The organism is Albidovulum litorale (assembly GCF_025751495.1).
Taxonomy (GTDB): domain Bacteria; phylum Pseudomonadota; class Alphaproteobacteria; order Rhodobacterales; family Rhodobacteraceae; genus Albidovulum; species Albidovulum litorale.
Map to the genome: position 1 here is coordinate 303,024 of NZ_JAOWKZ010000002.1, position 18,906 is coordinate 321,929.

General features: G+C 64.2%; 21 protein-coding genes. 10 read left to right on the top strand and 11 right to left on the bottom strand.

Going from position 1 to position 18,906, the window contains the following annotated elements; genetic code table 11:
- Positions 1 to 29: 29 nt before the first annotated feature.
- The 5 genes from OEZ71_RS07340 to smpB form a co-directional block, all read right to left on the bottom strand.
- Positions 30 to 584 (bottom strand): hypothetical protein, encoded by a 555-nt coding sequence (locus OEZ71_RS07340; RefSeq protein ID WP_263739298.1) that lies wholly within the window; start codon positions 582 to 584, stop codon positions 30 to 32.
- Positions 585 to 703: 119 nt separating this feature from the next.
- Positions 704 to 1,282, bottom strand: coding sequence for a hypothetical protein (locus tag OEZ71_RS07345; protein ID WP_263739299.1), 579 nt, complete (start codon positions 1,280 to 1,282; stop codon positions 704 to 706).
- Between the two features lie 81 nt (positions 1,283 to 1,363).
- Entirely contained in the window at positions 1,364 to 2,545 is a 1,182-nt protein-coding gene (locus OEZ71_RS07350) for an amino acid aminotransferase (protein WP_263739300.1), read from the bottom strand.
- Between the two features lie 15 nt (positions 2,546 to 2,560).
- Positions 2,561 to 3,412 carry a 3-mercaptopyruvate sulfurtransferase gene (gene sseA, locus OEZ71_RS07355; protein WP_263739301.1) on the bottom strand — a complete coding sequence of 284 codons (852 nt, stop codon included), beginning with the start codon at positions 3,410 to 3,412 and terminating at the stop codon, positions 2,561 to 2,563.
- 70 nt (positions 3,413 to 3,482) lie between these two features.
- Entirely contained in the window at positions 3,483 to 3,953 is a 471-nt protein-coding gene (smpB, locus tag OEZ71_RS07360) for an SsrA-binding protein SmpB (protein WP_263739976.1), read from the bottom strand.
- A gap of 189 nt (positions 3,954 to 4,142) precedes the next feature.
- On the opposite strand from smpB, the gene OEZ71_RS07365 reads away from it, so the two are divergent.
- The 3 genes from OEZ71_RS07365 to OEZ71_RS07375 all read left to right on the top strand — a co-directional run bounded on the left by OEZ71_RS07365 (position 4,143) and on the right by OEZ71_RS07375 (position 6,244).
- Positions 4,143 to 4,907, top strand: coding sequence for a sulfite exporter TauE/SafE family protein (locus tag OEZ71_RS07365; RefSeq protein ID WP_263739302.1), 765 nt, complete (start codon positions 4,143 to 4,145; stop codon positions 4,905 to 4,907).
- 90 nt (positions 4,908 to 4,997) lie between these two features.
- Positions 4,998 to 5,447 carry an ion channel gene (locus tag OEZ71_RS07370; RefSeq protein ID WP_263739303.1) on the top strand — a complete coding sequence of 150 codons (450 nt, stop codon included), beginning with the start codon at positions 4,998 to 5,000 and terminating at the stop codon, positions 5,445 to 5,447.
- Entirely contained in the window at positions 5,444 to 6,244 is an 801-nt protein-coding gene (locus tag OEZ71_RS07375) for a pyrroline-5-carboxylate reductase family protein (RefSeq protein ID WP_263739304.1), read from the top strand. The genes OEZ71_RS07370 and OEZ71_RS07375 overlap by 4 nt, the downstream gene beginning before the upstream one ends.
- A gap of 66 nt (positions 6,245 to 6,310) precedes the next feature.
- Here the strand turns inward: OEZ71_RS07375 and map are convergent, their stop codons facing one another.
- The gene (gene map / locus OEZ71_RS07380) at positions 6,311 to 7,138 is read right to left on the bottom strand and encodes a type I methionyl aminopeptidase (protein ID WP_263739305.1); all 828 of its coding nucleotides are present in this window, start codon (positions 7,136 to 7,138) and stop codon (positions 6,311 to 6,313) included.
- Between the two features lie 99 nt (positions 7,139 to 7,237).
- On the opposite strand from map, the gene OEZ71_RS07385 reads away from it, so the two are divergent.
- The 4 genes from OEZ71_RS07385 to OEZ71_RS07400 are packed head-to-tail and all read left to right on the top strand — an operon-like array spanning position 7,238 to position 10,191.
- The gene (locus OEZ71_RS07385) at positions 7,238 to 7,969 is read left to right on the top strand and encodes a competence/damage-inducible protein A (RefSeq protein ID WP_263739306.1); all 732 of its coding nucleotides are present in this window, start codon (positions 7,238 to 7,240) and stop codon (positions 7,967 to 7,969) included.
- A complete protein-coding gene (locus OEZ71_RS07390) occupies positions 7,966 to 8,673 on the top strand; it encodes a GNAT family N-acetyltransferase (RefSeq protein ID WP_263739307.1) in 708 nt (235 codons plus the stop codon). Before OEZ71_RS07385 ends, OEZ71_RS07390 begins: the two co-directional genes overlap by 4 nt.
- A gap of 25 nt (positions 8,674 to 8,698) precedes the next feature.
- Positions 8,699 to 9,265 carry a peroxidase-related enzyme gene (locus OEZ71_RS07395; RefSeq protein WP_263739977.1) on the top strand — a complete coding sequence of 189 codons (567 nt, stop codon included), beginning with the start codon at positions 8,699 to 8,701 and terminating at the stop codon, positions 9,263 to 9,265.
- Positions 9,262 to 10,191, top strand: a complete 930-nt coding sequence (locus tag OEZ71_RS07400) for an OmpA family protein (protein ID WP_263739308.1) — start codon at positions 9,262 to 9,264, stop codon at positions 10,189 to 10,191. Before OEZ71_RS07395 ends, OEZ71_RS07400 begins: the two co-directional genes overlap by 4 nt.
- Positions 10,192 to 10,223: 32 nt before the next feature.
- On the opposite strand, the gene OEZ71_RS07405 is transcribed toward OEZ71_RS07400, so the two are convergent.
- The 5 genes from OEZ71_RS07405 to OEZ71_RS07425 form a co-directional block, all read right to left on the bottom strand.
- Positions 10,224 to 11,129, bottom strand: coding sequence for a LysR family transcriptional regulator (locus OEZ71_RS07405; RefSeq protein WP_263739309.1), 906 nt, complete (start codon positions 11,127 to 11,129; stop codon positions 10,224 to 10,226).
- A gap of 151 nt (positions 11,130 to 11,280) precedes the next feature.
- Positions 11,281 to 13,299, bottom strand: coding sequence for an NADPH-dependent 2,4-dienoyl-CoA reductase (locus OEZ71_RS07410; RefSeq protein ID WP_263739310.1), 2,019 nt, complete (start codon positions 13,297 to 13,299; stop codon positions 11,281 to 11,283).
- A 185-nt stretch (positions 13,300 to 13,484) separates the two neighbouring features.
- Complete coding sequence (locus OEZ71_RS07415; protein ID WP_263739311.1) at positions 13,485 to 13,862, bottom strand: hypothetical protein; 378 nt, start codon at positions 13,860 to 13,862, stop codon at positions 13,485 to 13,487.
- Positions 13,863 to 13,873: 11 nt separating this feature from the next.
- Positions 13,874 to 14,647 (bottom strand): DUF6478 family protein, encoded by a 774-nt coding sequence (locus OEZ71_RS07420; RefSeq protein WP_263739312.1) that lies wholly within the window; start codon positions 14,645 to 14,647, stop codon positions 13,874 to 13,876.
- A gap of 82 nt (positions 14,648 to 14,729) precedes the next feature.
- A complete protein-coding gene (locus OEZ71_RS07425) occupies positions 14,730 to 15,344 on the bottom strand; it encodes a hypothetical protein (protein ID WP_263739313.1) in 615 nt (204 codons plus the stop codon).
- 223 nt (positions 15,345 to 15,567) lie between these two features.
- Here OEZ71_RS07425 and OEZ71_RS07430 point away from each other — a divergent pair, with 223 nt between their 5' ends.
- The 3 genes from OEZ71_RS07430 to OEZ71_RS07440 all read left to right on the top strand — a co-directional run bounded on the left by OEZ71_RS07430 (position 15,568) and on the right by OEZ71_RS07440 (position 18,813).
- A complete protein-coding gene (locus tag OEZ71_RS07430; RefSeq protein WP_263739314.1) occupies positions 15,568 to 16,467 on the top strand; it encodes a CPBP family intramembrane glutamic endopeptidase in 900 nt (299 codons plus the stop codon).
- A gap of 64 nt (positions 16,468 to 16,531) precedes the next feature.
- Complete coding sequence (accD, locus tag OEZ71_RS07435; protein WP_263739315.1) at positions 16,532 to 17,449, top strand: acetyl-CoA carboxylase, carboxyltransferase subunit beta; 918 nt, start codon at positions 16,532 to 16,534, stop codon at positions 17,447 to 17,449.
- A 92-nt stretch (positions 17,450 to 17,541) separates the two neighbouring features.
- Entirely contained in the window at positions 17,542 to 18,813 is a 1,272-nt protein-coding gene (locus OEZ71_RS07440) for a bifunctional folylpolyglutamate synthase/dihydrofolate synthase (protein WP_412175621.1), read from the top strand.
- Positions 18,814 to 18,906 lie beyond the last annotated feature (93 nt).

Genomic DNA, 18,906 nt, shown 5'->3' on the forward strand with positions numbered 1-18,906 from the left:
CCGCGGTGACGAGGCCCGGGGCCTCGGGATCACTTGGCGGTGCGAATACTCAGCAACGTCTTCCCGAGACGCTTCTGCACCGTCCCAATTGAGCTTTGAGCGCCGCGGATGGCGTGGTCGCGCGCCGGTTGGCCGGTTTCCTTGTAAAGGGCCGCCGCCGCATCAAATTCATCTGCCAGGATCATCTCGGCGATCTGAGGCGCCAATTCGATCAGAACGTTCAAATTCTCGACCGCAGCCTCGGCGCCCTTCAATTCATCCTCGGTCGCGACGTCGCTTTTCCGGATGCTGCTATGCGCCCGCGCCACTTCCAGCTTGGCGCTGTCGGCATTGCTGCGGATCACGTAGTCGTTTCCGATTTCCTTATCCATGGCGCGCCAGCCGCCGCGCTCCGCTTCGATGCTGTAGACCATGTAATGGTTCAATTGGCTCGTCATGCGTTCAAGGACCTGCAAAGAACCCAGCAGACGCAGCTCTGCCGATGCGCGGGCCGCAAGTTGCTGCGGTGTTTCCTGCGCGTGGGCAGGCAGACCGGACAATGTGAAACAAAGGCCCGTTGCCAGGGCCATCCCGAGCGCACGCATTTCCTATCCTCCCCCTTCGAATGCATCGACCTTAGCATTCCGCCGCGCTTTCTGGCAAAACGGCCGGTCGTCAGGCATGTGCAGCGTTCGGTGAACTCGTGGCCTGAGCGAGAAGATGGTCAGCGGCAGCGCAGCGACATCAGCTTCAGCTGTCGCTCGAGTCCGGAGGACATTGTGTAGGCTGCGCCAACGGCGGCCACCTGTGCCGGGACTGAGCGTTGCGCGTAAAGGCTGGTTGCCTTCTTTATGTCCCCGGCCTCCAGCAGCGGCACCATCGAATGACCGATCGCGATGATTTCATTCGCGCTGGTCTCGATTTCGGACAGCCTTGCCGCGCCATCGTCGTCCAGCGGCAGGCGGCGGCCAGCAATCAGGACGGCGTGAATGGCGCTTTGTCCCTTGTCCATACGTTTCCCGAGAAACCCGGTCGGGCCAAAAAAGCCGCCGTCATCCATACTGCTGATGACGATGCCATGATCGACCTCGAGGATCGCCTCGGATTGCGCCTGCATGAGGGTCGCGACCTCCAGTTGCAACTTGCGAAAGACGGCGACGGAGGCGTGCTGGTTCGCGAGTCGCTGCGGATCGCATTCCGCCGATTGCGCGATCGCACGGATGGGCGTCAGGTTTGCTCCCGCAGAGAGCAAGATAGCTGCGAGACTGACGAACAAGCGCGATACACGCGGTTTGCGTTTCATTCGGACACCCTCCCCCGATGGCTGGATTCACCCTACCACAGAAGGGGGAACGTGTCCTCTGAAAGCCCCGAACGCCGGGGATCAGATCCCCACGTCGATGATCGCGCGGGCGAGGATCGGCACCGTGTTCGCGTTCAGACCGGCGATGTTGAGGCGTGAATCGCCGACCATGTAGATGCCGTGTTCGGTCTTCAGCCGCTCCACCTGTTCCGGTGCCGCACCGAGGCGCGAGAACATGCCGCGATGCTGGGCGATGAAGCCGAAACGGTCGGAGCCGGAGGCTTTTTGCAGCTCTTGCGCAAGCTGTTCGCGCAAGGACAGCATGCCCAGCCGGACCTCTTCCAGCTCCTTGGCCCAGTCGGCCCGCAAGGCCGGGTCGTTCAGGATCATCGTCACCAGCCGCGCGCCGTGATCGGGCGGGAAGGAGAAGTTCTGTCGGTTGAGATAGGCGAGCGTGCCTTGAGTGACCTCTTTCGCGGCAGGGTCCGACAGCGCGATGAGCGCACCGGTGCGTTCGCGGTAGATGCCGAAGTTCTTCGAGCACGAGGCGGCGATCAGCACCTCTGGCAAGCGCGAGGCGATGAGCCGCACGCCGGAAGCATCTTCTTCCAGCCCGTCGCCGAAGCCCTGATAGGCGATGTCGATCATCGGGGTGGCACCTGTCTTGCCCAGCAGGTCAGCGACCGCCCGCCATTCCGGCCCGGTCAGGTTCGCGCCAGTCGGGTTGTGGCAGCAGCCATGCAGCAGGACCACGTCGCCCGCCTTCGCCTGCGCCAGATCCTCCATCATCGCGGTGAAGTCGACCGCGCGGGTGTCGTTGTCGAAATAGCGGTACATCCGGACCTTCATGCCGAGATGTTTCAGGATCGACAGGTGGTTGGGCCAGGTCGGGTCCGAAACCCAGACCGTGGCATCGGGCGAGGCCATGCGGATCAGCTCAAATGCCTGACGGCAAGCGCCGGTGCCGCCCGGTGTCGCGACGGAGGAGATGCGGTCGGCCGCGACCGCGTCGCCAAGGACCAAAGCCGCCATCGCGGCGTTGAATTCGGGCTCCCCCGCGAGGCCGGTATAGGACTTGGTTGTTTCGACTTCCCAAAGCTGTTTTTCGGCCGCCTTCACCGCGCGCATGACCGGGGTCACGCCGTCCGCGTTCTTGTAGACGCCGACGCCGAGGTCGATCTTGTCCTTGCGGGGATCGGCCTTGAACTGGCCTATCAGCATCAGGATTTTATCCGCCGGTTGCGGTTTCAATGTGCCCAGCATGGCGATGCTCCTCAGTTAGCCGGTGACGACCTTCAGGTCGCCATACATGCCCCATTCAGCCCAGGACCCGTCATAGAGCGCGTGATCGCGCTTGCCGATCCGCTCCATCGCAAGCGAGAGGATCGCGGCAGTAACGCCCGAGCCGCAGGTGGTGATCGCGGGTTTGGACAGGTCGACGCCAGCCTCGGCGAAGACCTTCTTAAGATCGTCCGGGCCCTTCATCGTATTGTCGCCGTTCAGGACCGCGCGGTAGGGGACGTTCTTCGAATTCGGGATATGACCGGAACGCAGCCCTTTGCGCGGCTCCGCCTCCTCCCCTTTGAAGCGGGGGGCGCCGCGGGCATCGACGATCTCATAATCGCCGAGCTTGGATGCGGCCGCGACCTGGGTGACATCCTTCACCAGATGCGCCTGACGGCTGACGGTGATGTGGCGGTCGCGCAGCACCGGGGGCATGTCCTCCACGGGTCGCCCCTCGGCCTGCCATTTCGGGAATCCGCCGTCGAGAACCGCGATGTCGGTCTTGCCCATCAGACGGAAATTCCACCAGACCCGAGCGGCGGAGAAAAGGCCAGCCCCGTCATAGACCACGACCTGATGGCCGTCGCCCACGCCCATCGCCCGCATGCGGGAAATGAACTTCTCCGGCGGCGGTGCCATATGCGGCAGGTTTGACCGCTGGTCCGAAATCTCGTCGATATCGAAGAAGCGCGCGCCGGGGATATGGGCGGCCTGATACTCGGCCTTCGCGTCTCGGCCCATGTCGGGCAGGTACCAGGAGGCATCGAGAATCCGCAGGTCAGGGTCCTTCAGATGGGCCTGAAGCCATTCTGTCGATACCAGCGTTTTCGGATCGTCCCCGGACATGGATGCCCCCCTTCATGGATGTCCCAGCATTATCCGGGCGAGGCGGGCGGGTGCAAGCCGTTATGCCCGCCTATCCCTGTTTCAGCAGCCGCTCTTTTTGCCGGTTCCAGTCGCGTTTCGCGCTGGTCTCGCGCTTGTCATGGGCCTTCTTGCCCTTGGCAACACCGATCTTCAGCTTCACCATGCCGCGATGGTTGAAATACATCACCAACGGCACCAGCGTCATGCCCTCGCGCCCCACGGCCTGCCAGAGCCGTGACAATTCCTTCTTGGAAACCAAGAGCTTGCGCCTGCGACGCTCTTCATGCCCGAAGACGCCGGCCTGCTTGTAGGGGGCAATATAGCCGTTGATCAGCCACAACTCGCCATTCTCGACCGAGGCATAGCTGTCGGCGATATTCGACTGGCCGGTGCGAAGCGATTTCACCTCGGACCCGGTCAGCACGATGCCGACCTCGAGATCGCTCTCGATGAAGTAATCGAACCGCGCGCGGCGGTTTTCGGCGATCACCTTGTAGTTGGGGTCTGATTTCTCGGCCATGGTCGGGCAGAGATAGGCGAGGCGGGCGCGCAAGTCCAGAAGTGCCGATCATGCCGTAGGCATTGTGTCGCATATCCGTAGCGCCGGCGTAGGTTTTCCGTAGCTACGGACCGTGCGCTGCGGTAACGCGTCGCGAGGGGGTTGGGCAGGGCGACACCCGGCGATGGGGGCAGGGAGGAGCTTGCGAGGATGGAGTTCGGGGGTGCCGCGACGCTGTTTCTCTTTCTTGCCGGGACCGTCGGCGGCGCGGCATCCGCCATCGCCGGCGGCGCGTCGTTCTTTACCTTTCCCGCGCTGATCCTTGCCGGGCTGCCGCCGCTTGTCGCGAACGCGACGAACTTCGTCGGGCTGGTTCCCGCGAACCTTGCCGCGCTGCCCGCCTACCGTCACGAATTGCGGGCGATCGGCCGGGGCCTGATCGCACCCTTCGTCGTCGGCGGGGCGGGCGGCATCCTCGGGGCGCTTCTGCTTGTCGTTCTGGGGGCGGAGATCTTCAACAGCGCGGTCCCCTGGCTGATCGGCTTCGCCACCCTCCTCTTCGCCGTCGCGCCGAAGGTGCGCCTCGTTGTCGCCCGGCGCGCCGGCGACAGGACAAGGTACGGGCTTTCCGGTCTTGCCAGCCTGTTCCTGTTGTCCGTCTACGGCGGCTATTTCGGCGCCGGTCTCGGGCAGATCATGCTGGCCGCGCTGATCCTGATGGGAGAGGACGAGTTCCACCGCGCCAACGCCCTAAAAAACGCGGTGATCGGCTTTATCAGCCTCATCGCCTGCGGGGTCTACATCGCCGGGGGCTCGGTCCACTGGCCCTATGCCTTCGCTGTCATGGCCGGTGCGGCGCTTGGCGGCTATGCCGGAGGGGCGGCCGCGCGCAAGGTGCCGGTCCGGGTCCTGCGCGGAGGCGTGATCGGTTTCGGCATGATCCTGACCGTGACCGCATTCCTGAGGGCGGCCTGAAACGGTCCGCGCGCCCGGATCGGTCTTCACGCTGGTGGAAATAACTGCGATGGTGTGGACCTACAGGCACATCCGCATCCAGAGGCAGGCATGTTCATCCAGATCGCGCTAGGCACGGCCCTGATCCTGCTGACGATCCTGATCGCGGGGCTGGCCTTCTGGGCGCTGGAGGTCCTTCTGAACCGGACGCGGCCTTGGCTGCTTCAGGAACCGCACCGGCCGAAACTGGCGCTGGTGCTGTCGATCACGGTGGTCTGGGTTCTTGGAACGGTCACGGCAGGTGTTTGGGTCTGGGCCTTCGCGTTTCGTGCGCTTGGCATCTTCGCGACGATGGAGGGTTCGGTCTATTTCGCGCTTGTGGCCTTCACCACGCTCGGCTTCGGCGACATCCTGTTGCCGGTCGACTGGCGGCTTCTTGGCGGCATGGCGGCGGCGAACGGGCTGCTGTCGATGGGGCTCATGACGGCGATGCTGATCGAGGTCTTGCGGCATGTTCGGCTGGGCCAGATGGAAATGCGCAGGAAGGGGGCGGAGACATGAGGATCAGGGGCAAGCTCGGTATCGTCGGCGGCAACGGGCAGTTGGGCAGCGCGATCGCGCAGGGCCTGCTGACGGCAGGTGCGATCGCGCCCGAAGACCTCTGGATCTCGGCGCGTTCGGGGCGGGCCGAGGCTTTGGACAACTGGCCCGGCATAGCGGTCACCACCGACAATATGGCCTTGGCCGGGGCTTGCGACACGATCCTGATGTCGGTTCCGCCCGCCGGTTTCGGAAAGGTCGGCATTACGGCGCCTGACCGGCTCGTCGTGTCGGTCATGGCTGGCGTCACCCGCGAAAGGCTTAGCCCAGAAACCGGCGCGGCGCGGGTCGTACGGGCGATGTCGAGCCCGGCTGCCGCCGACCGGATGGCCTATTCGCCCTGGATCGGGTCTGCCGCTGTTACCGATGCCGACCGCGAAACGATCCACGCGCTCTTTTCCGCCATCGGTCAGACTGACGAGCTGGATGACGAGGCCCATATCGATCATTTCACCGCGATGACAGGGCCCGTGCCGGGCTTCGTCGCGCTCTACGCAGATTGCATGATCCGCTACGCGTGTGCGGCGGGAATCGCGCCGGAAACCGCCGAACGCGCGGTCCGGCAGCTCTTTCTGTCCAGTGGCGCGGTTCTGGGTGCGAGCCAGGAAAGCCCGGCCGAACAGGTGCGGGCGATGGTGGACTATGCAGGGACGACGGCGGCGGGCCTTCTGGCGATGGAGCGCGCGGGGCTGGAAGAGGTGATCGCCACCGGCCTTGATGCGGCAGTTGCGCGGGCAAGACGCATCGGCGAAGAGTGACCGCGACTGCCGTTGGCCAAAGGTCCTGATCAAGCAGCGGTGTAGCGGTCCCCAGCCGGGGTGGCGTCACTTGGTCGGGTGGAACCGTCCAGCTGGCGAGGGCGTAAAGATCTCGCATCCATCCGCTGTCACGCCGACCGAATGTTCGAACTGCGCCGAAAGCGACTTGTCGCGCGTCACGGCGGTCCAGTCATCGGCGAGAACCTTGGTCTCGGGCCGACCGAGATTGACCATCGGTTCGATGGTAAAGAACATGCCCTCTTCGAGACGCGGGCCGGTACCCGCCCGTCCGTAATGCAGGACGTTTGGCGGCGCGTGGAAGACCCGGCCCAACCCATGGCCGCAGAAATCGCGCACGACGGACATGCGCTGCGCCTCGACATAGGACTGGATCGCAAAGCCGATATCGCCGAACGTATTGCCCGGCCTGACCGCCTCGATCCCCAGCATCAGCGCGTCATGGGTGACCTGAATCAACCGCTCTGCCTTGCGGGACAACTGGCCCGCCACATACATCCGGCTGGTATCGCCGTACCAGCCATCGACGATCACGGTGACGTCGATATTCAGGATATCGCCGTCCTTCAGGACCTTCGGCCCCGGAATGCCGTGACAGACGACATGGTTCACGGAAATGCAGGAGGCATGCTGATAGCCGCGATAGCCGATCGTGGCCGACCGCGCGCCCGCCGTTTCGACCCGATTGCGGATGAAGTCGTCGAGAGCCTCGGTCGTCACCCCGGGCTCCACAAGCGCTGCCACCTCGTCAAGAATCTCGGCCGCGAGCCGCCCGGCCGCGTGCATACCGGCGAAATCGCCGGGCTCATAAAGTCTGATCCCGTCCTTTGTCAGACGGCCGCGGGGATCATCCACGGGGCTCTCCTTCTGTCTCATGCCGGTCTAGATAGTCAACAAAACCGGCCTTGGCCAGAGGCCGGGTCTTTCCCCCGCCCGGCCCCTTGCGTAAAGCTTTTGCCAAACGAGGTAACGCCCATGCCCAATCCCAGCGCCGCCATCCTGATCATCGGGGATGAAATCCTCTCTGGCCGCACCCGCGATGCCAATATGCATTACCTCGCGGGCGAGCTGACGCGGATCGGGATTGATCTGAAGGAGGTGCGGGTTGTCAGCGACGACCGTGCAGCCATCGTTGCGGCGGTGAACGCGCTTCGCGGCGCCTATGACCACCTTTTCACCTCGGGCGGGATCGGGCCGACGCATGACGACATCACCGCCGATGCGGTGGCCGAGGCCTTCGGCATGGCGCTTGGCATCCGCGAGGATGCCCGCGCGCTGCTTGCCGCGCATTACGAGCGCTCGGGTCTGGAGTTCAACGCCGCGCGCCAGCGCATGGCGCGTATCCCCGAGGGCGCCGTTCTGATCGACAATCCGATCTCCGCCGCGCCCGGCTTTTCCCTGGAGAATGTCCATGTCATGGCGGGGGTGCCGAACATCTTTCAGGCCATGGTCGCCTCTCTCTTGCCACGCCTGACCGGTGGCAAACCGCTCCTCAGCCAGACCTTGCGGATCGATCAGGGCGAAGGCGTCATCGCCGCGCCGCTGGCCGAACTGGCCGCGGAGTTCGATGACGTCTCCTTCGGCTCTTACCCCTTCATCCAGAACGGCGCCTATGGGTCAAACATCGTCATCCGCGGTACCGATGCCGCCCGGATCGATGCGGCGATGGCCCGTCTGGCGGCGCTTTTCCCGCGGGGCGGCGCATGAGCGACCTCTTCGCTGTCACCGAGGCGACCTGGCCCGCTGCCGCCTTTCACAAGGTCGGACCCTTCCTTGTGCGCGAGGGCAAGGGCGGCGGACAGCGCGTATCCGCCGCGACGGCTGAGGGCGATTGGACCGGGGCCGATATCGACGCGGTCGAGGTGGCGCAGAAGGGGCTGGGCCAGCATCCGCTGTTCATGATCAGGCCGGACGACACCGGGCTGGATGCGGCGCTTGCCGCGCGGGGCTATACGGTCAAGGACCCGGTTAACCTCTATGAGGCCCCCGTCAGCGCGCTTCTGGGAGAGGTCAAGCGCCTCTCGGCCTTCACCATCTGGCCGCCCCTCGCCATCATGCGCGACATCTGGGCCGAGGGCGGGATCGGGCCGGACCGCATCGCGGTGATGGAGCGCGCGAAGGGGCCGAAAACGACCGTCCTCGGCCGCGTCAACGATCGTGCGTCGGGCGCGGCCTATATCGCGATTCACGGAAAAACCGCTATGTTGCACGCTTTGCACATTGTCCCGGACCAGCGTCGGCAAGGATCCGCCGTCAACATGATGCGAGAAGCCGCCAAATGGGCGCAAGATCATGGGGCAGAACGGTTTTCTGTGTTGGTTGTGCAATCAAACAACGCGGCGATTGCGCTCTATACTTCCCTGAACATGCAACTTGTGGGACACTATCACTACCGCTCATATAAGCCGTAAGAGGCAAGGGGAGCAGTTGAAAGATATAGGCCACACCCCCACGGCCCTCGACCTGCCCATGGTCGAGCCCCTTCCGGACGCAACCCGGAAGTACTTCGACATCTGCGCTGAAAAGCTGGGTCTCGTGCCCAATGTGTTGAAGGCCTACGCCTTCGACATCGACAAGCTGAACGCCTTCACCACGATCTATAACGACCTGATGCTGGCAGACAGCGGCCTGACCAAGCTTGAACGCGAGATGATCGCGGTTGCGGTGTCGTCCATCAACCGCTGCTGGTATTGCCAGGTCGCCCATGGCGCTGCGGTGCGGGAACTGTCGGGCGACCCGGTTCTGGGCGAGGCTCTCGTGATGAACTGGCGCGTCGCGCCTTTGTCGCCGAAACAGCGCGCGATGCTGGAATTTGCCGAAAAACTGACCGTCGCCTCGTCAAAGATCGAGGAACCGGATCGTCAGGCCCTGCGCGATGCCGGGTTCAGCGACCGCGATATCTGGGACATCGCCTCGGTCACCGGCTTCTTCAACATGACGAACCGTATCGCCTCGGCCACCGCAATGGAGCCGAACGCGGATTATCATGGAGCGCACAGATGAAACGTCTCGCGATTGCGCTTCTTCTTGCCGCCCCGGCCGCCCATGCCGCACCGACCCTGTCGTTGCCGCCGTCGGCGGCGCGGACCGTTGAGGATTCGACCCGGATGGGCAGCTATGCCCTGCCGATCGGTCCGTGGGAAAACGGCCGGATCGAGACCGTGGCGACGGAAGGCGAAGTGACCCAGACTGCATGGCGGATCCGCGAGGGCGACCTTTCGACCATGGCCGTGCTGAAGCATCTGCGCGAACAGTTGCGCGGCGAAGGCTTCGAAGTGCTTTTTGAATGCGATACCGATGCCTGCGGCGGCTTTGATTTCCGCTTTGGCACCCCGGTCTTGCCGGAACCCGAAATGCATGTTGATCTCGGCGACTTCCGCTTCCTTTCGGCCCGTCGGGTCGCGGGGCCGGAGCCTGACTATGTCAGCCTGATGGTCAGCCGGTCGGCCGATAGCGGCTTTGTCCAGATGGTCCGCGTGGGGGCCGCCCTTTCCGAACCCGTCCCGATCGCCAAGGCCAACTTTACCGCCCGCGCGGCAGTACCCGGCCCAAGTGCGGTTGACGACGAACTGACGACGGCCGGCAAGGTGGTGCTGGACGATCTGGATTTCGGCTCGGGCTCAACCGATCTTGGCGAGGGGCGCTTTGCCTCGCTCGCCGCCCTTGCCGCGTTCCTGAAGGCCAATCCCGACAAGACTGTCGCGCTGGTCGGCCATACCGATGCCGAAGGTTCGCTTGCAGGGAATGTGGCGCTGTCGCGCAAACGTGCGCAGTCGGTTCTGGAACGGCTGGTCGCCCTTCACGGCGTCGACCCGAACCAGCTTTCAGCCGATGGCGTCGGGTTCCTGAGCCCGATCGCCTCCAACCTCACACCGGAAGGCCGGACCCAAAACAGAAGGGTCGAGGCGATGATCACCTCGACCCAATGAGTGGTTGACGTCACTCTGCTCCGTGCCCCGTCTTACCAGGCGTCCGGACCCTTTTCCGCGAAGGACTGCGCCAGGAAGTCGATGAAGGCGCGGACCTTGGGCTGGGTGAACCGGCCCGGCGGATAAACAGCGTAGATCCCCAGGGTTTCGACCGGCAGATCGGGAATGGCCTCTTCCACCAGACCCTGACGCATCGCGTCGGCATAGAGGAAGGTCGGCAGATAGGCGATGCCGAGGCCGGACACGGCGGCGTTCAGAAGCGATTGGCCATCATTGACGGTCAGCCAGCCAGCGGTCCGCACCTGACGCTTTTCACCGGAGGGGGCAGTGATCTTCCAGACGTTGCCAGCGGACTGGTTCGAGTAATGCAGGAGCTTGTGTTCGTTCAGATCGTCGATCTTCTGCGGGCGGCCGAATTTCTGGAAATAGCTCGGCGAACCGACCATGCGGCGACCGGTTTCGGTCAGCTTGCGGGCCCGCAGCGTCGAATCTTCCAGCTCTCCAACCCGGATCGCCATGTCGAAGCCTTCCGAGATCAGTTCGACATACCGGTTGTTCAGCACCATGTTGACCGTGATGTCGGGGAACTCCAGCAGGAAGTCCCCAAGGATCGGCGAGAGCAGATTCACGCCGAAATCCGTGGCGACCGAGATACGCAGCAGGCCCGAGGGCGCCGACTGCATCGATGTCACCAGTGCATCGGCCTCTCCGGCATCATTGAGCACGCGGCGGGCGCGGTCATAATAGGCCAGTCCGATTTCTGTCGGCGAAACGCGCCGGGTCGTGCGGTTCAGAAGCCGCGCCCCGAGGCGTGCTTCCAGCGAAGAAACATGTTTGGAGACAGCGGATTTCGAAATCCCCATCTTCTTGGCCGCATCAGTAAACCCCCCCTGGTCTACCACTGTGGCAAAGGCCTCCATTTCCGTCAGACGATCCATTATGCACCCGTACTCTGTATTGCCCGCCGAGGACATGTATCAGGGGCAATTCGGGCAACATTGCGGAGCTTGGCGGACAAAGGTTGGGTAATGTCGGGAACCAGTGTGGCAAGAATCCGCCGATATGTTCCAATTCCCTAACGACAGAGGGTCAGATTGTGGCCGCAAGGCGAACACCCTGGTCAATCGCGCGCTTTGCATCCAGTTCCGCGGCAAGATCGGCGCCACCGATGATATGGACAGTCTTTCCCGCCTTAGTGAGCGGTGCCGCAAGATCGCGCAGGCTTTCCTGACCGGTACACAGCACGATCGTATCGGCCTCGATCAGCCTCGGATCGGACCGGTCGGGACCGGAACTGACGTGAATTCCTTTTGAATCAATACGCTCATAGTTGAGCCCACCGATCATGGCGACGCCCTTTGCCTGCAGGGTTGCCCGATGGATCCAGCCGGTGGTCCTGCCAAGGTTGCGTCCGGGCTTTTCAGGTTTGCGCTGCATGAGAGTGACCTGACGCGCAGGGGCCTCGGGTTTCGGCTGGGTCAGCCCGCCCCGCGCCGAGGAGGGGTCAGCGATCCCCCATTCGGCCAGCCAGTCGGGCAGATGAAGCGTCGGACTGTCGCCGGACTGCGTGAGGTACTCTGCCACGTCAAAGCCGATGCCCCCGGCACCGACGACCGCGACTCTCGGACCGACCGGCGCGCCGCGCAGCACATCTATATAGGAGAGCACATTGTCGCCGTCCTGCCCCTCGATCCGCGGGTCACGCGGGACGACGCCGGTCGCAAGGATCACCTCGTCGAACCCCTGAAGGGTGTCGACGCTTGCCGAGGTCGCCAGACGCAGGTCGATGCGGCTTTTCGAAACACGGGTGCGGAACCAGTCGACAAGACCGTGGAACTCCTCCTTGCCCGGCACCTGACGGGCGAGGTTCAGCTGGCCGCCGATCTCATCCGCCCTGTCGAATAGGGTGACGGCATGGCCGCGTTCGTCGAGCGCCAGCGCGGCCGAAAGCCCGGCCGGACCAGCGCCGACCACCGCGACACGCTTTGGATGTTCAGTCGGGCGCAGCACCAGTTCGGTTTCGAAACAGGCGCGCGGATTGACGAGGCAGGACGAGATTTTGCCGTCGAACGTGTGATCGAGGCAGGCCTGATTGCAGGCGATGCAGGGCGCGATCTCATCGGCCCGGCCTATGGCGGCCTTGGCGACGAAATCCGGATCGGCAAGGAAGGGCCGCGCCATGGAGACCATGTCGGCACAGCCCTCGGCCAGAACCGCTTCGGCCACATCCGGCATGTTGATCCGGTTCGATGTGATGATCGGAATTCTTACCTCGCCCATCAATTTCTTCGTCACCCATGTAAAGGCGCGGCGCGGGACCGAGGTGGCAATCGTCGGCACCCGCGCCTCGTGCCAGCCGATCCCGGTATTCAGGATCGACGCGCCTGCGGCCTCGATCGCTTTGGCAAGTGTCACGACCTCGTCCCAGCTTTGGCCGTTCGGAATGAGGTCGATGAGCGAAATCCGGTAGATCAGGATGAAATCGGGGCCGACGGCCGCGCGTACCCGACGCACGACCTCAATGGACAGTCGCATCCGGTTTTCCGGGCTGCCGCCCCAGCGGTCAGTGCGCTTGTTGGTATGGGTGACAAGGAACTGGTTGAGGAAATAGCCCTCGGACCCCATCACTTCCACGCCGTCATAGCCTGCCTCGCGCGCCCGGGCGGCGGCGGTGACGATATCGGCGATCTGCTTTTCGATCCCCGCCTCGTCCAGTTCCGTCGGCCGGTAGGGCGAGATCGGCGACTTGATCGGCGAAGGGGCGACGCAGGTCTCGCCGTAAGCATACCGCCCGGCATGGAGGATCTGCATGGCGATGCGCCCGCCTGCTTCGTGAACCCGGTCGGTGAAGATGCGGTGGTTGGCGATGTCCTTGGGCGTGAAGAGGCCCGCCGCGCCCGGAAAGACCCCGCCTTCGCGGTTCGGCGCCATGCCACCGGTCACCATCAGGCCGACCCCGCCCCGCGCCCGGGTCGCGTAGAACTCGGCGACCCGGTTCCAGTCCCTCGTCTCTTCCAGATTGGTATGCATCGACCCCATCAGCACCCGGTTCGGCAGGGTCACATGGCCGAGATCGAGCGGCGAAAGAAGATGGGGGTAGTGCGTCATATCGGGCCTCCGGAAACTGGCGGCACGATGGCGCAGAAGTGATCCCGGGTCACGCCGAACGCTGCGTCAGGATCGGGCGCGGGGAAGAGTTTTCTCGAAAACTCTTCCGAAATTCCGAAAATCCTTCGGGAAGGATTTTCCTCCGGCCAGGCGGCCAGCGGAAAAATCTTGAACCAAGATTTTTCCTAGGACTCGGCGCTGTCCAGGCAGTGACGACGAAACGCCTTCTTCAGCAGATCGAGCTCGGCGCGCAGCAGATCCAGTTCGGCCCGGATATCATCTTCCAGCGGCGCGCCGGTAACGATGGTGAACCGACCGAGCAGGGTATCGCCTGCGGCCTCCTTCACCAGAAAGGTCTGCACCCCGTCCGAGAGAAGCGCGACCGGGATCGGAACCGAGACCGGCCAAGTCCCCCGGGCCGAGCGAGCGCCGACCTTCACACCGTCAAGCTTCTTTTCCAGATGCCAGATTTCGACCGCAGGCGGCTTGTCCCCGGGCGCAGACAATTCCGCCTCCCACAGCCCGGCGCGAATATGCCCGACCGCCAATGCCGGTTCGTTCATCACGTCTTCCTCTATAGCTCTGCCCGCGGGCGGCGGCTGAACGTCACGTCGCGCAGGATGATCTGGTTCATTTCGGGACCCTCGAAGATGAGGTCGATCCAGGCGCGATCCACGCGCTTTTCGTTCATCTTCGTATAGGCGAGGTCGAATTCCACCATCACGTCGTCGGATTGCAGCGGCAATTCGCGCACCAATTGCTCGGTGTTCGGGCCGTGCCGTACATTGAGCCGTGCGAAAATCTCAAGCGGCTGCTCCATCTCGACCACCGCTTCCATCCGGATCACATGAGTCAGGGTCAGGCCTTGCACGGCCTCGGCCGGCAGATCAATGACCAGCGACAGGAAAGATCCGCCGAAGTGGAAGACATCCATGCGCACCCCAAACGGCGCCAGATCGCGTTCGCGCGTATTGCGGATCTGCCGGATGGTCAGTTCACTTTGTTTGCAATCGTGGAAGATTGTCGCCTCGCCCCCGAAAGTGGCGCGGTTTTCCACGGCCGCCAGTCCGGGCGGGCTGACCGGCCCGCGCCACAGTTCAGGCCGCCAGGCCCAGTCGGACATCAGTGGCTTGCGGATCACATCGGAACCAATGGCGGGCAGCGACAATCGACCCTCGGCCACATGCAGCAACCGCTCGATCTCGCGCCGTGTCTGACGGGCGGGGGTCCGCATCGCCCTGAGCGTGGCAAGGTCCGCCCCCCCGGCTTCGGCCGCGACTGCGCGCCAGCGCCGGAGCGCGTGCCGCATAAGCAGGCGATCGAACAGTCCGCCGATTTTCAGACCCATCTTGTCGCCGCCTTAATTGCCCTGCGACTGCAGGAAACCAGCCAAGTCTTACCCATTCCTTCCGCGGTGACGCAAGGCCGGTTCAGCCAGTGGTGCCGTCCTTGTTGGCTGCCCGCATCGCCCGGACCAGGGCTTCGAGCGCGCGCAATCGTTCCGTCGCCGCCACCGGCCGCTCGCTTGGGCTGAGTGCGGTCAGCGTCACGATATGCTCCTCAACCCGCAGGATGGCGCGCCAGTATTCCGGTTCCACCGGCCGGTCGGAGGCGGCGGACCGGTCGCGCACCCTGAGAAACATCACATCGCCCTTGATCCGGATGTCCTCCACCGACACCTGCGCGGCATCGCCCGAGCGGCTGAGGGCCGCCCGGCCCGGCACGGACCGCATGAAGGAGGCAAGCGCCGGAAGGCTTTCGGCAAAGGTTTGCCCGTCCGACGCGCCGGGCGACACCGATACGGTCAGAAGCGCCGGGGAGGCAGGCTGACCGGCCGCCCGCGATCCCGACAAAGCCGCGCAGGTGCCAAAGAGAACGAAGGCGCCATCCGGTTTGTCCCGGCTGACCGAGCGGTCGATACAGTAGCCCGGCGGGCCCGCGACCACGACCGACCCGCCCGAGACCGCCATGGCACGTGTGACCGTGGCGGGACCGCCCGGCACGCAGGCCGACAGCAGCACCGGGAGGAGAACAAGCCAGGCCAATGACCGCCCTGCCCCGCGACGGAGAGATCCACCCGACGGACCGTCAGGCAGGACAGGATTGTGTATACGGCGATTCATCGGCTTCCCGGGGCTAGGATTCGCCCCTGCATTAAGAGAGGCGGGACGCCGAGACAAGCGACTGGCCCGCAGTCGGCGCTGCGTGGCCGGGACCTGCCGATCTGCAATTGCGGAGGCACGGGCCGAGCGCTAGGGTCTGGGCGCCATGCCCCTGCCACCCTCGTATTCCGCATATCAAGCACTGATTGCGCCCGCCCGGCGACGGTCAGAGCTCTGGCGTCTATTACCGGCGGCCATCCTGATCGCAGGGGCCTATACCCTGCCGCTCTTGGTGCTGTCGGCCTTCCTGACGGCGGAATATGGCAGCCTGATTACCGCCGCGCTGATCGAGCGGATGGTGCGCGGCGATACGCCGGGCGGGATGCTTCTGTTGCTCTGGACATTTCTCGGCCTCGCCCTTGGCCCGATGGCTGCGGTCAGAATAATCCATGGCCGCGGGGCGGGAACGCTCTTTGGCCCGTCCATCGCAGTGACGCTCCGCGCCTTCATCCGCGTCTTTGTCGCGGTTCTGGCGCTACAGGTCGCGCTCATGCCGCTGACCCTCAGCGGCGCAGACTTGCAGCCGGGGATCGGCCTTGCCACCTTGCTCGGCTATCTCCCCTTCGCGCTCACAGGCATCCTGATCCAGACCGGCGCCGAGGAGGTGCTCTTCCGCGGCTATCTGCAAAGCCAGCTTGCCGCCCGCTTCCGCTCGCCCCTGATCTGGATCGGCATCCCCTCGGCGCTGTTCGCCTGGGGCCATTATCTGCCCGAGGAATACGGCGCGAATGCCGGGATGATCGCGCTCTGGGCCGCCTTCTTTGGTGTGCTGGCCGCCGATCTGACCGCGCGCAGCGGCAGCCTCGGCGCAGCACTTGGCTTTCACATGGCCAACAACGTCGTGGCGCTGCTGATTGTCGGCATCGGCGGCACGCTCGACGGTCTGGCGCTCTGGACTCTGCCCATCGACCTTACCGATCCGGCGGTCGCGCGCCCAGCCCTCATCGTCGATTTCGCGACCATGATCGTGTCGTGGCTGCTCGCGCGGCTCGCGCTTCGCGTCTGATTGCATTTCCAGCCCGCCCGGACTATCTCAGGAACCTGACCCAAAGACGCCAAGGCAGGCCCCGATGAACTGGATCACCAACTACGTCCGGCCCACGATCAACTCGCTGTTCTCGCGCCGCGAGATCCCGGACAATCTCTGGTCCAAATGCCCCGAATGCGGAACGATGCTGTTCCACCGGGAACTGACCGACAATCTCAATGTCTGTACCAATTGCGACCATCACCTCGCGATCACCCCGCGCGACCGGTTCGCCGCGCTCTTCGATGGCGGCGTATTCGCCGAGGTGAAGGTGCCCGAACCCATCGCCGATCCGCTGCATTTCCGCGACCAGAAGAAATATCCCGACCGCATGAAGGCCGCACAGAAGGCCACGGGCGAGAAAGAGGCGATGCTGGTTGCCGAAGGCGAGATGAACCGCACGCCCATCGTCGCCGCCGCACAGAACTTCGCCTTCATGGGCGGGTCGATGTCTATGTATGTAGGCAATGCGATCATCGCTGGCGCCGAACGGGCGGTGAAATTAAAGCGGCCCTTCGTGCTTTTTTCCGCCGCCGGCGGCGCGCGGATGCAGGAGGGCATTCTCGGGCTCATGCAGATGCCGCGCACCACGATCGCGGTCGAGATGCTGAAGGATGCGGGCCTTCCCTACATCGTCGTCCTGACCCATCCGACGACGGGCGGCGTTACCGCCTCTTACGCGATGCTGGGCGATGTGCAGATTGCCGAACCGAATGCGCTTATCGGCTTTGCCGGGGCCCGCGTCATCGAACAGACGATCCGCGAAAAGCTGCCCGAAGGCTTCCAGCGGTCGGAATACCTTCTCGATCACGGCATGCTCGACCGCGTGACCCATCGCAAGGCGCTGAAGGAGGAGCTAACGACGATCCTGCGCATGCTGAGCGGTCAGCCCCCGGCGGTGAAGGGCGACCTGCCGAAACCCGAGGCGAAGCCCGCAGAGGGCACGAAGCCCGCGACCTGATCTTCACTTTCTGTCTGAAAATACTCTCGGGGGGTCCGGGGGGCAGACGGCCCCCCGGCCTTTCCGGCAAGCAAACCGGATAGGCCATGGCGATGAATGACGGCTCCGATCTGATCCTTTCGCGCATGATGGCGCTGCACCCGAAGATCATCGACCTGACGCTCGACCGGGTCTGGCGGCTTCTGGCCGCACTCGGCCATCCCGAACGCGACCTGCCGCCGGTGATCCATCTGGCAGGCACCAATGGCAAGGGATCGACGCAGGCGATGATCCGCGCGGGGCTGGAGGCGATGGGCAAATCCGTCCACGCTTACACCTCACCCCACCTTGCCCGCTTCCACGAACGCATCCGGCTGGCGGGGGAGTTGATTTCCGAGGACTACCTCACCGAGGTTCTCGCCGAATGCGAGACCGCCAATGGCGGCATCCCGATCACCTATTTCGAGATCACGACCTGCGCCGCCCTTCTGGCTTTCGCGCGGACAAAGGCGGATTACACGCTTCTGGAGGTCGGTCTTGGCGGCAGGCTCGATGCCACCAATGTCGTCGACACACCCTGCCTGACGATCCTCACCCCCATCTCACTCGACCACCAGCAATATCTGGGCGAGACATTGCCCGAGATCGCGGGCGAAAAGGCCGGCATCATCAAACGCGGTGTTCCCTGTATCGTCGGCCCTCAGGACGAACCCGCGATGGAGGTGATCGAGGCGCGGGCGGCGAAGCTTGGCGCGCCGCTTCTGGCCCATGGCCAGCACTGGCAGGTCTGGGAAGAACGCGGGCGGCTGATCTTCCAGGATGAGAACGGTCTTCTCGACCTGCCGCTGCCGAACCTGCCCGGCCCGCACCAGATCGACAATGCCGGGGCTGCGATCGCCACGCTTCGTTATCTTGGTGCCGATGAGGCAGCCTGCGAAGCAGCTGTCACCAAGGCCTACTGGCCCGCCCGGATGCAGCGCCTGACCCATGGGCCGTTGGTCGATGCGGCCGGGAACTGCGAGCTCTGGCTCGATGGCGGCCACAATCCGGCGGGCGGTATCGCGGTCGCGGCGACGCTGGCGCGTCTGCCCGCGAAGCCCACACATCTCATTCTCGGCATGCTGAATACCAAGGATATCGCGGGCTATCTAAGACCGGTCGCGGCGGCGGCCAAGACGCTGACCGCCGTCTCGATCCCGGGCGAGGCCAACACGCTGACCGCTGAGGACACGCAGGCCGCCGCGGCGAAGGCGGGGATAGAGGCTGGCACCGCGGAGAGCGTGCTGGCGGCGGTCAAAAGCATCGCCGTACGGGACCCCAGCGCGCGCATCCTCATCTGCGGCTCGCTTTACCTTGCGGGCGGCGTGCTGCGGGAAAACGGGTAGGGGGCCCTCTGCCCCGGACCTGGTCCGGGGCATTCACCCCCGAGAGTATTTCCGGACAGAAAGTGAAAAAGCCTGTGCCCTTGCGCACACGGT

Excerpts from the sequence above, each read along its gene's own strand:
- OEZ71_RS07340 (WP_263739298.1), bottom strand. The coding sequence starts at position 584 with ATGCGTGCGCTCGGGATGGCCCTGGCAACGGGCCTTTGTTTCACATTG.
- OEZ71_RS07345 (WP_263739299.1), bottom strand. The coding sequence starts at position 1,282 with ATGAAACGCAAACCGCGTGTATCGCGCTTGTTCGTCAGTCTCGCAGCT.
- OEZ71_RS07350 (WP_263739300.1), bottom strand. The coding sequence starts at position 2,545 with ATGCTGGGCACATTGAAACCGCAACCGGCGGATAAAATCCTGATGCTG.
- sseA (WP_263739301.1), bottom strand. The coding sequence starts at position 3,412 with ATGTCCGGGGACGATCCGAAAACGCTGGTATCGACAGAATGGCTTCAG.
- smpB (WP_263739976.1), bottom strand. The coding sequence starts at position 3,953 with ATGGCCGAGAAATCAGACCCCAACTACAAGGTGATCGCCGAAAACCGC.
- OEZ71_RS07365 (WP_263739302.1), top strand. The coding sequence starts at position 4,143 with ATGGAGTTCGGGGGTGCCGCGACGCTGTTTCTCTTTCTTGCCGGGACC.
- OEZ71_RS07370 (WP_263739303.1), top strand. The coding sequence starts at position 4,998 with ATGTTCATCCAGATCGCGCTAGGCACGGCCCTGATCCTGCTGACGATC.
- OEZ71_RS07375 (WP_263739304.1), top strand. The coding sequence starts at position 5,444 with ATGAGGATCAGGGGCAAGCTCGGTATCGTCGGCGGCAACGGGCAGTTG.
- map (WP_263739305.1), bottom strand. The coding sequence starts at position 7,138 with ATGAGACAGAAGGAGAGCCCCGTGGATGATCCCCGCGGCCGTCTGACA.
- OEZ71_RS07385 (WP_263739306.1), top strand. The coding sequence starts at position 7,238 with ATGCCCAATCCCAGCGCCGCCATCCTGATCATCGGGGATGAAATCCTC.
- OEZ71_RS07390 (WP_263739307.1), top strand. The coding sequence starts at position 7,966 with ATGAGCGACCTCTTCGCTGTCACCGAGGCGACCTGGCCCGCTGCCGCC.
- OEZ71_RS07400 (WP_263739308.1), top strand. The coding sequence starts at position 9,262 with ATGAAACGTCTCGCGATTGCGCTTCTTCTTGCCGCCCCGGCCGCCCAT.
- OEZ71_RS07405 (WP_263739309.1), bottom strand. The coding sequence starts at position 11,129 with ATGGATCGTCTGACGGAAATGGAGGCCTTTGCCACAGTGGTAGACCAG.
- OEZ71_RS07410 (WP_263739310.1), bottom strand. The coding sequence starts at position 13,299 with ATGACGCACTACCCCCATCTTCTTTCGCCGCTCGATCTCGGCCATGTG.
- OEZ71_RS07415 (WP_263739311.1), bottom strand. The coding sequence starts at position 13,862 with ATGAACGAACCGGCATTGGCGGTCGGGCATATTCGCGCCGGGCTGTGG.
- OEZ71_RS07420 (WP_263739312.1), bottom strand. The coding sequence starts at position 14,647 with ATGGGTCTGAAAATCGGCGGACTGTTCGATCGCCTGCTTATGCGGCAC.
- OEZ71_RS07430 (WP_263739314.1), top strand. The coding sequence starts at position 15,568 with ATGCCCCTGCCACCCTCGTATTCCGCATATCAAGCACTGATTGCGCCC.
- accD (WP_263739315.1), top strand. The coding sequence starts at position 16,532 with ATGAACTGGATCACCAACTACGTCCGGCCCACGATCAACTCGCTGTTC.
- OEZ71_RS07440 (WP_412175621.1), top strand. The coding sequence starts at position 17,542 with ATGAATGACGGCTCCGATCTGATCCTTTCGCGCATGATGGCGCTGCAC.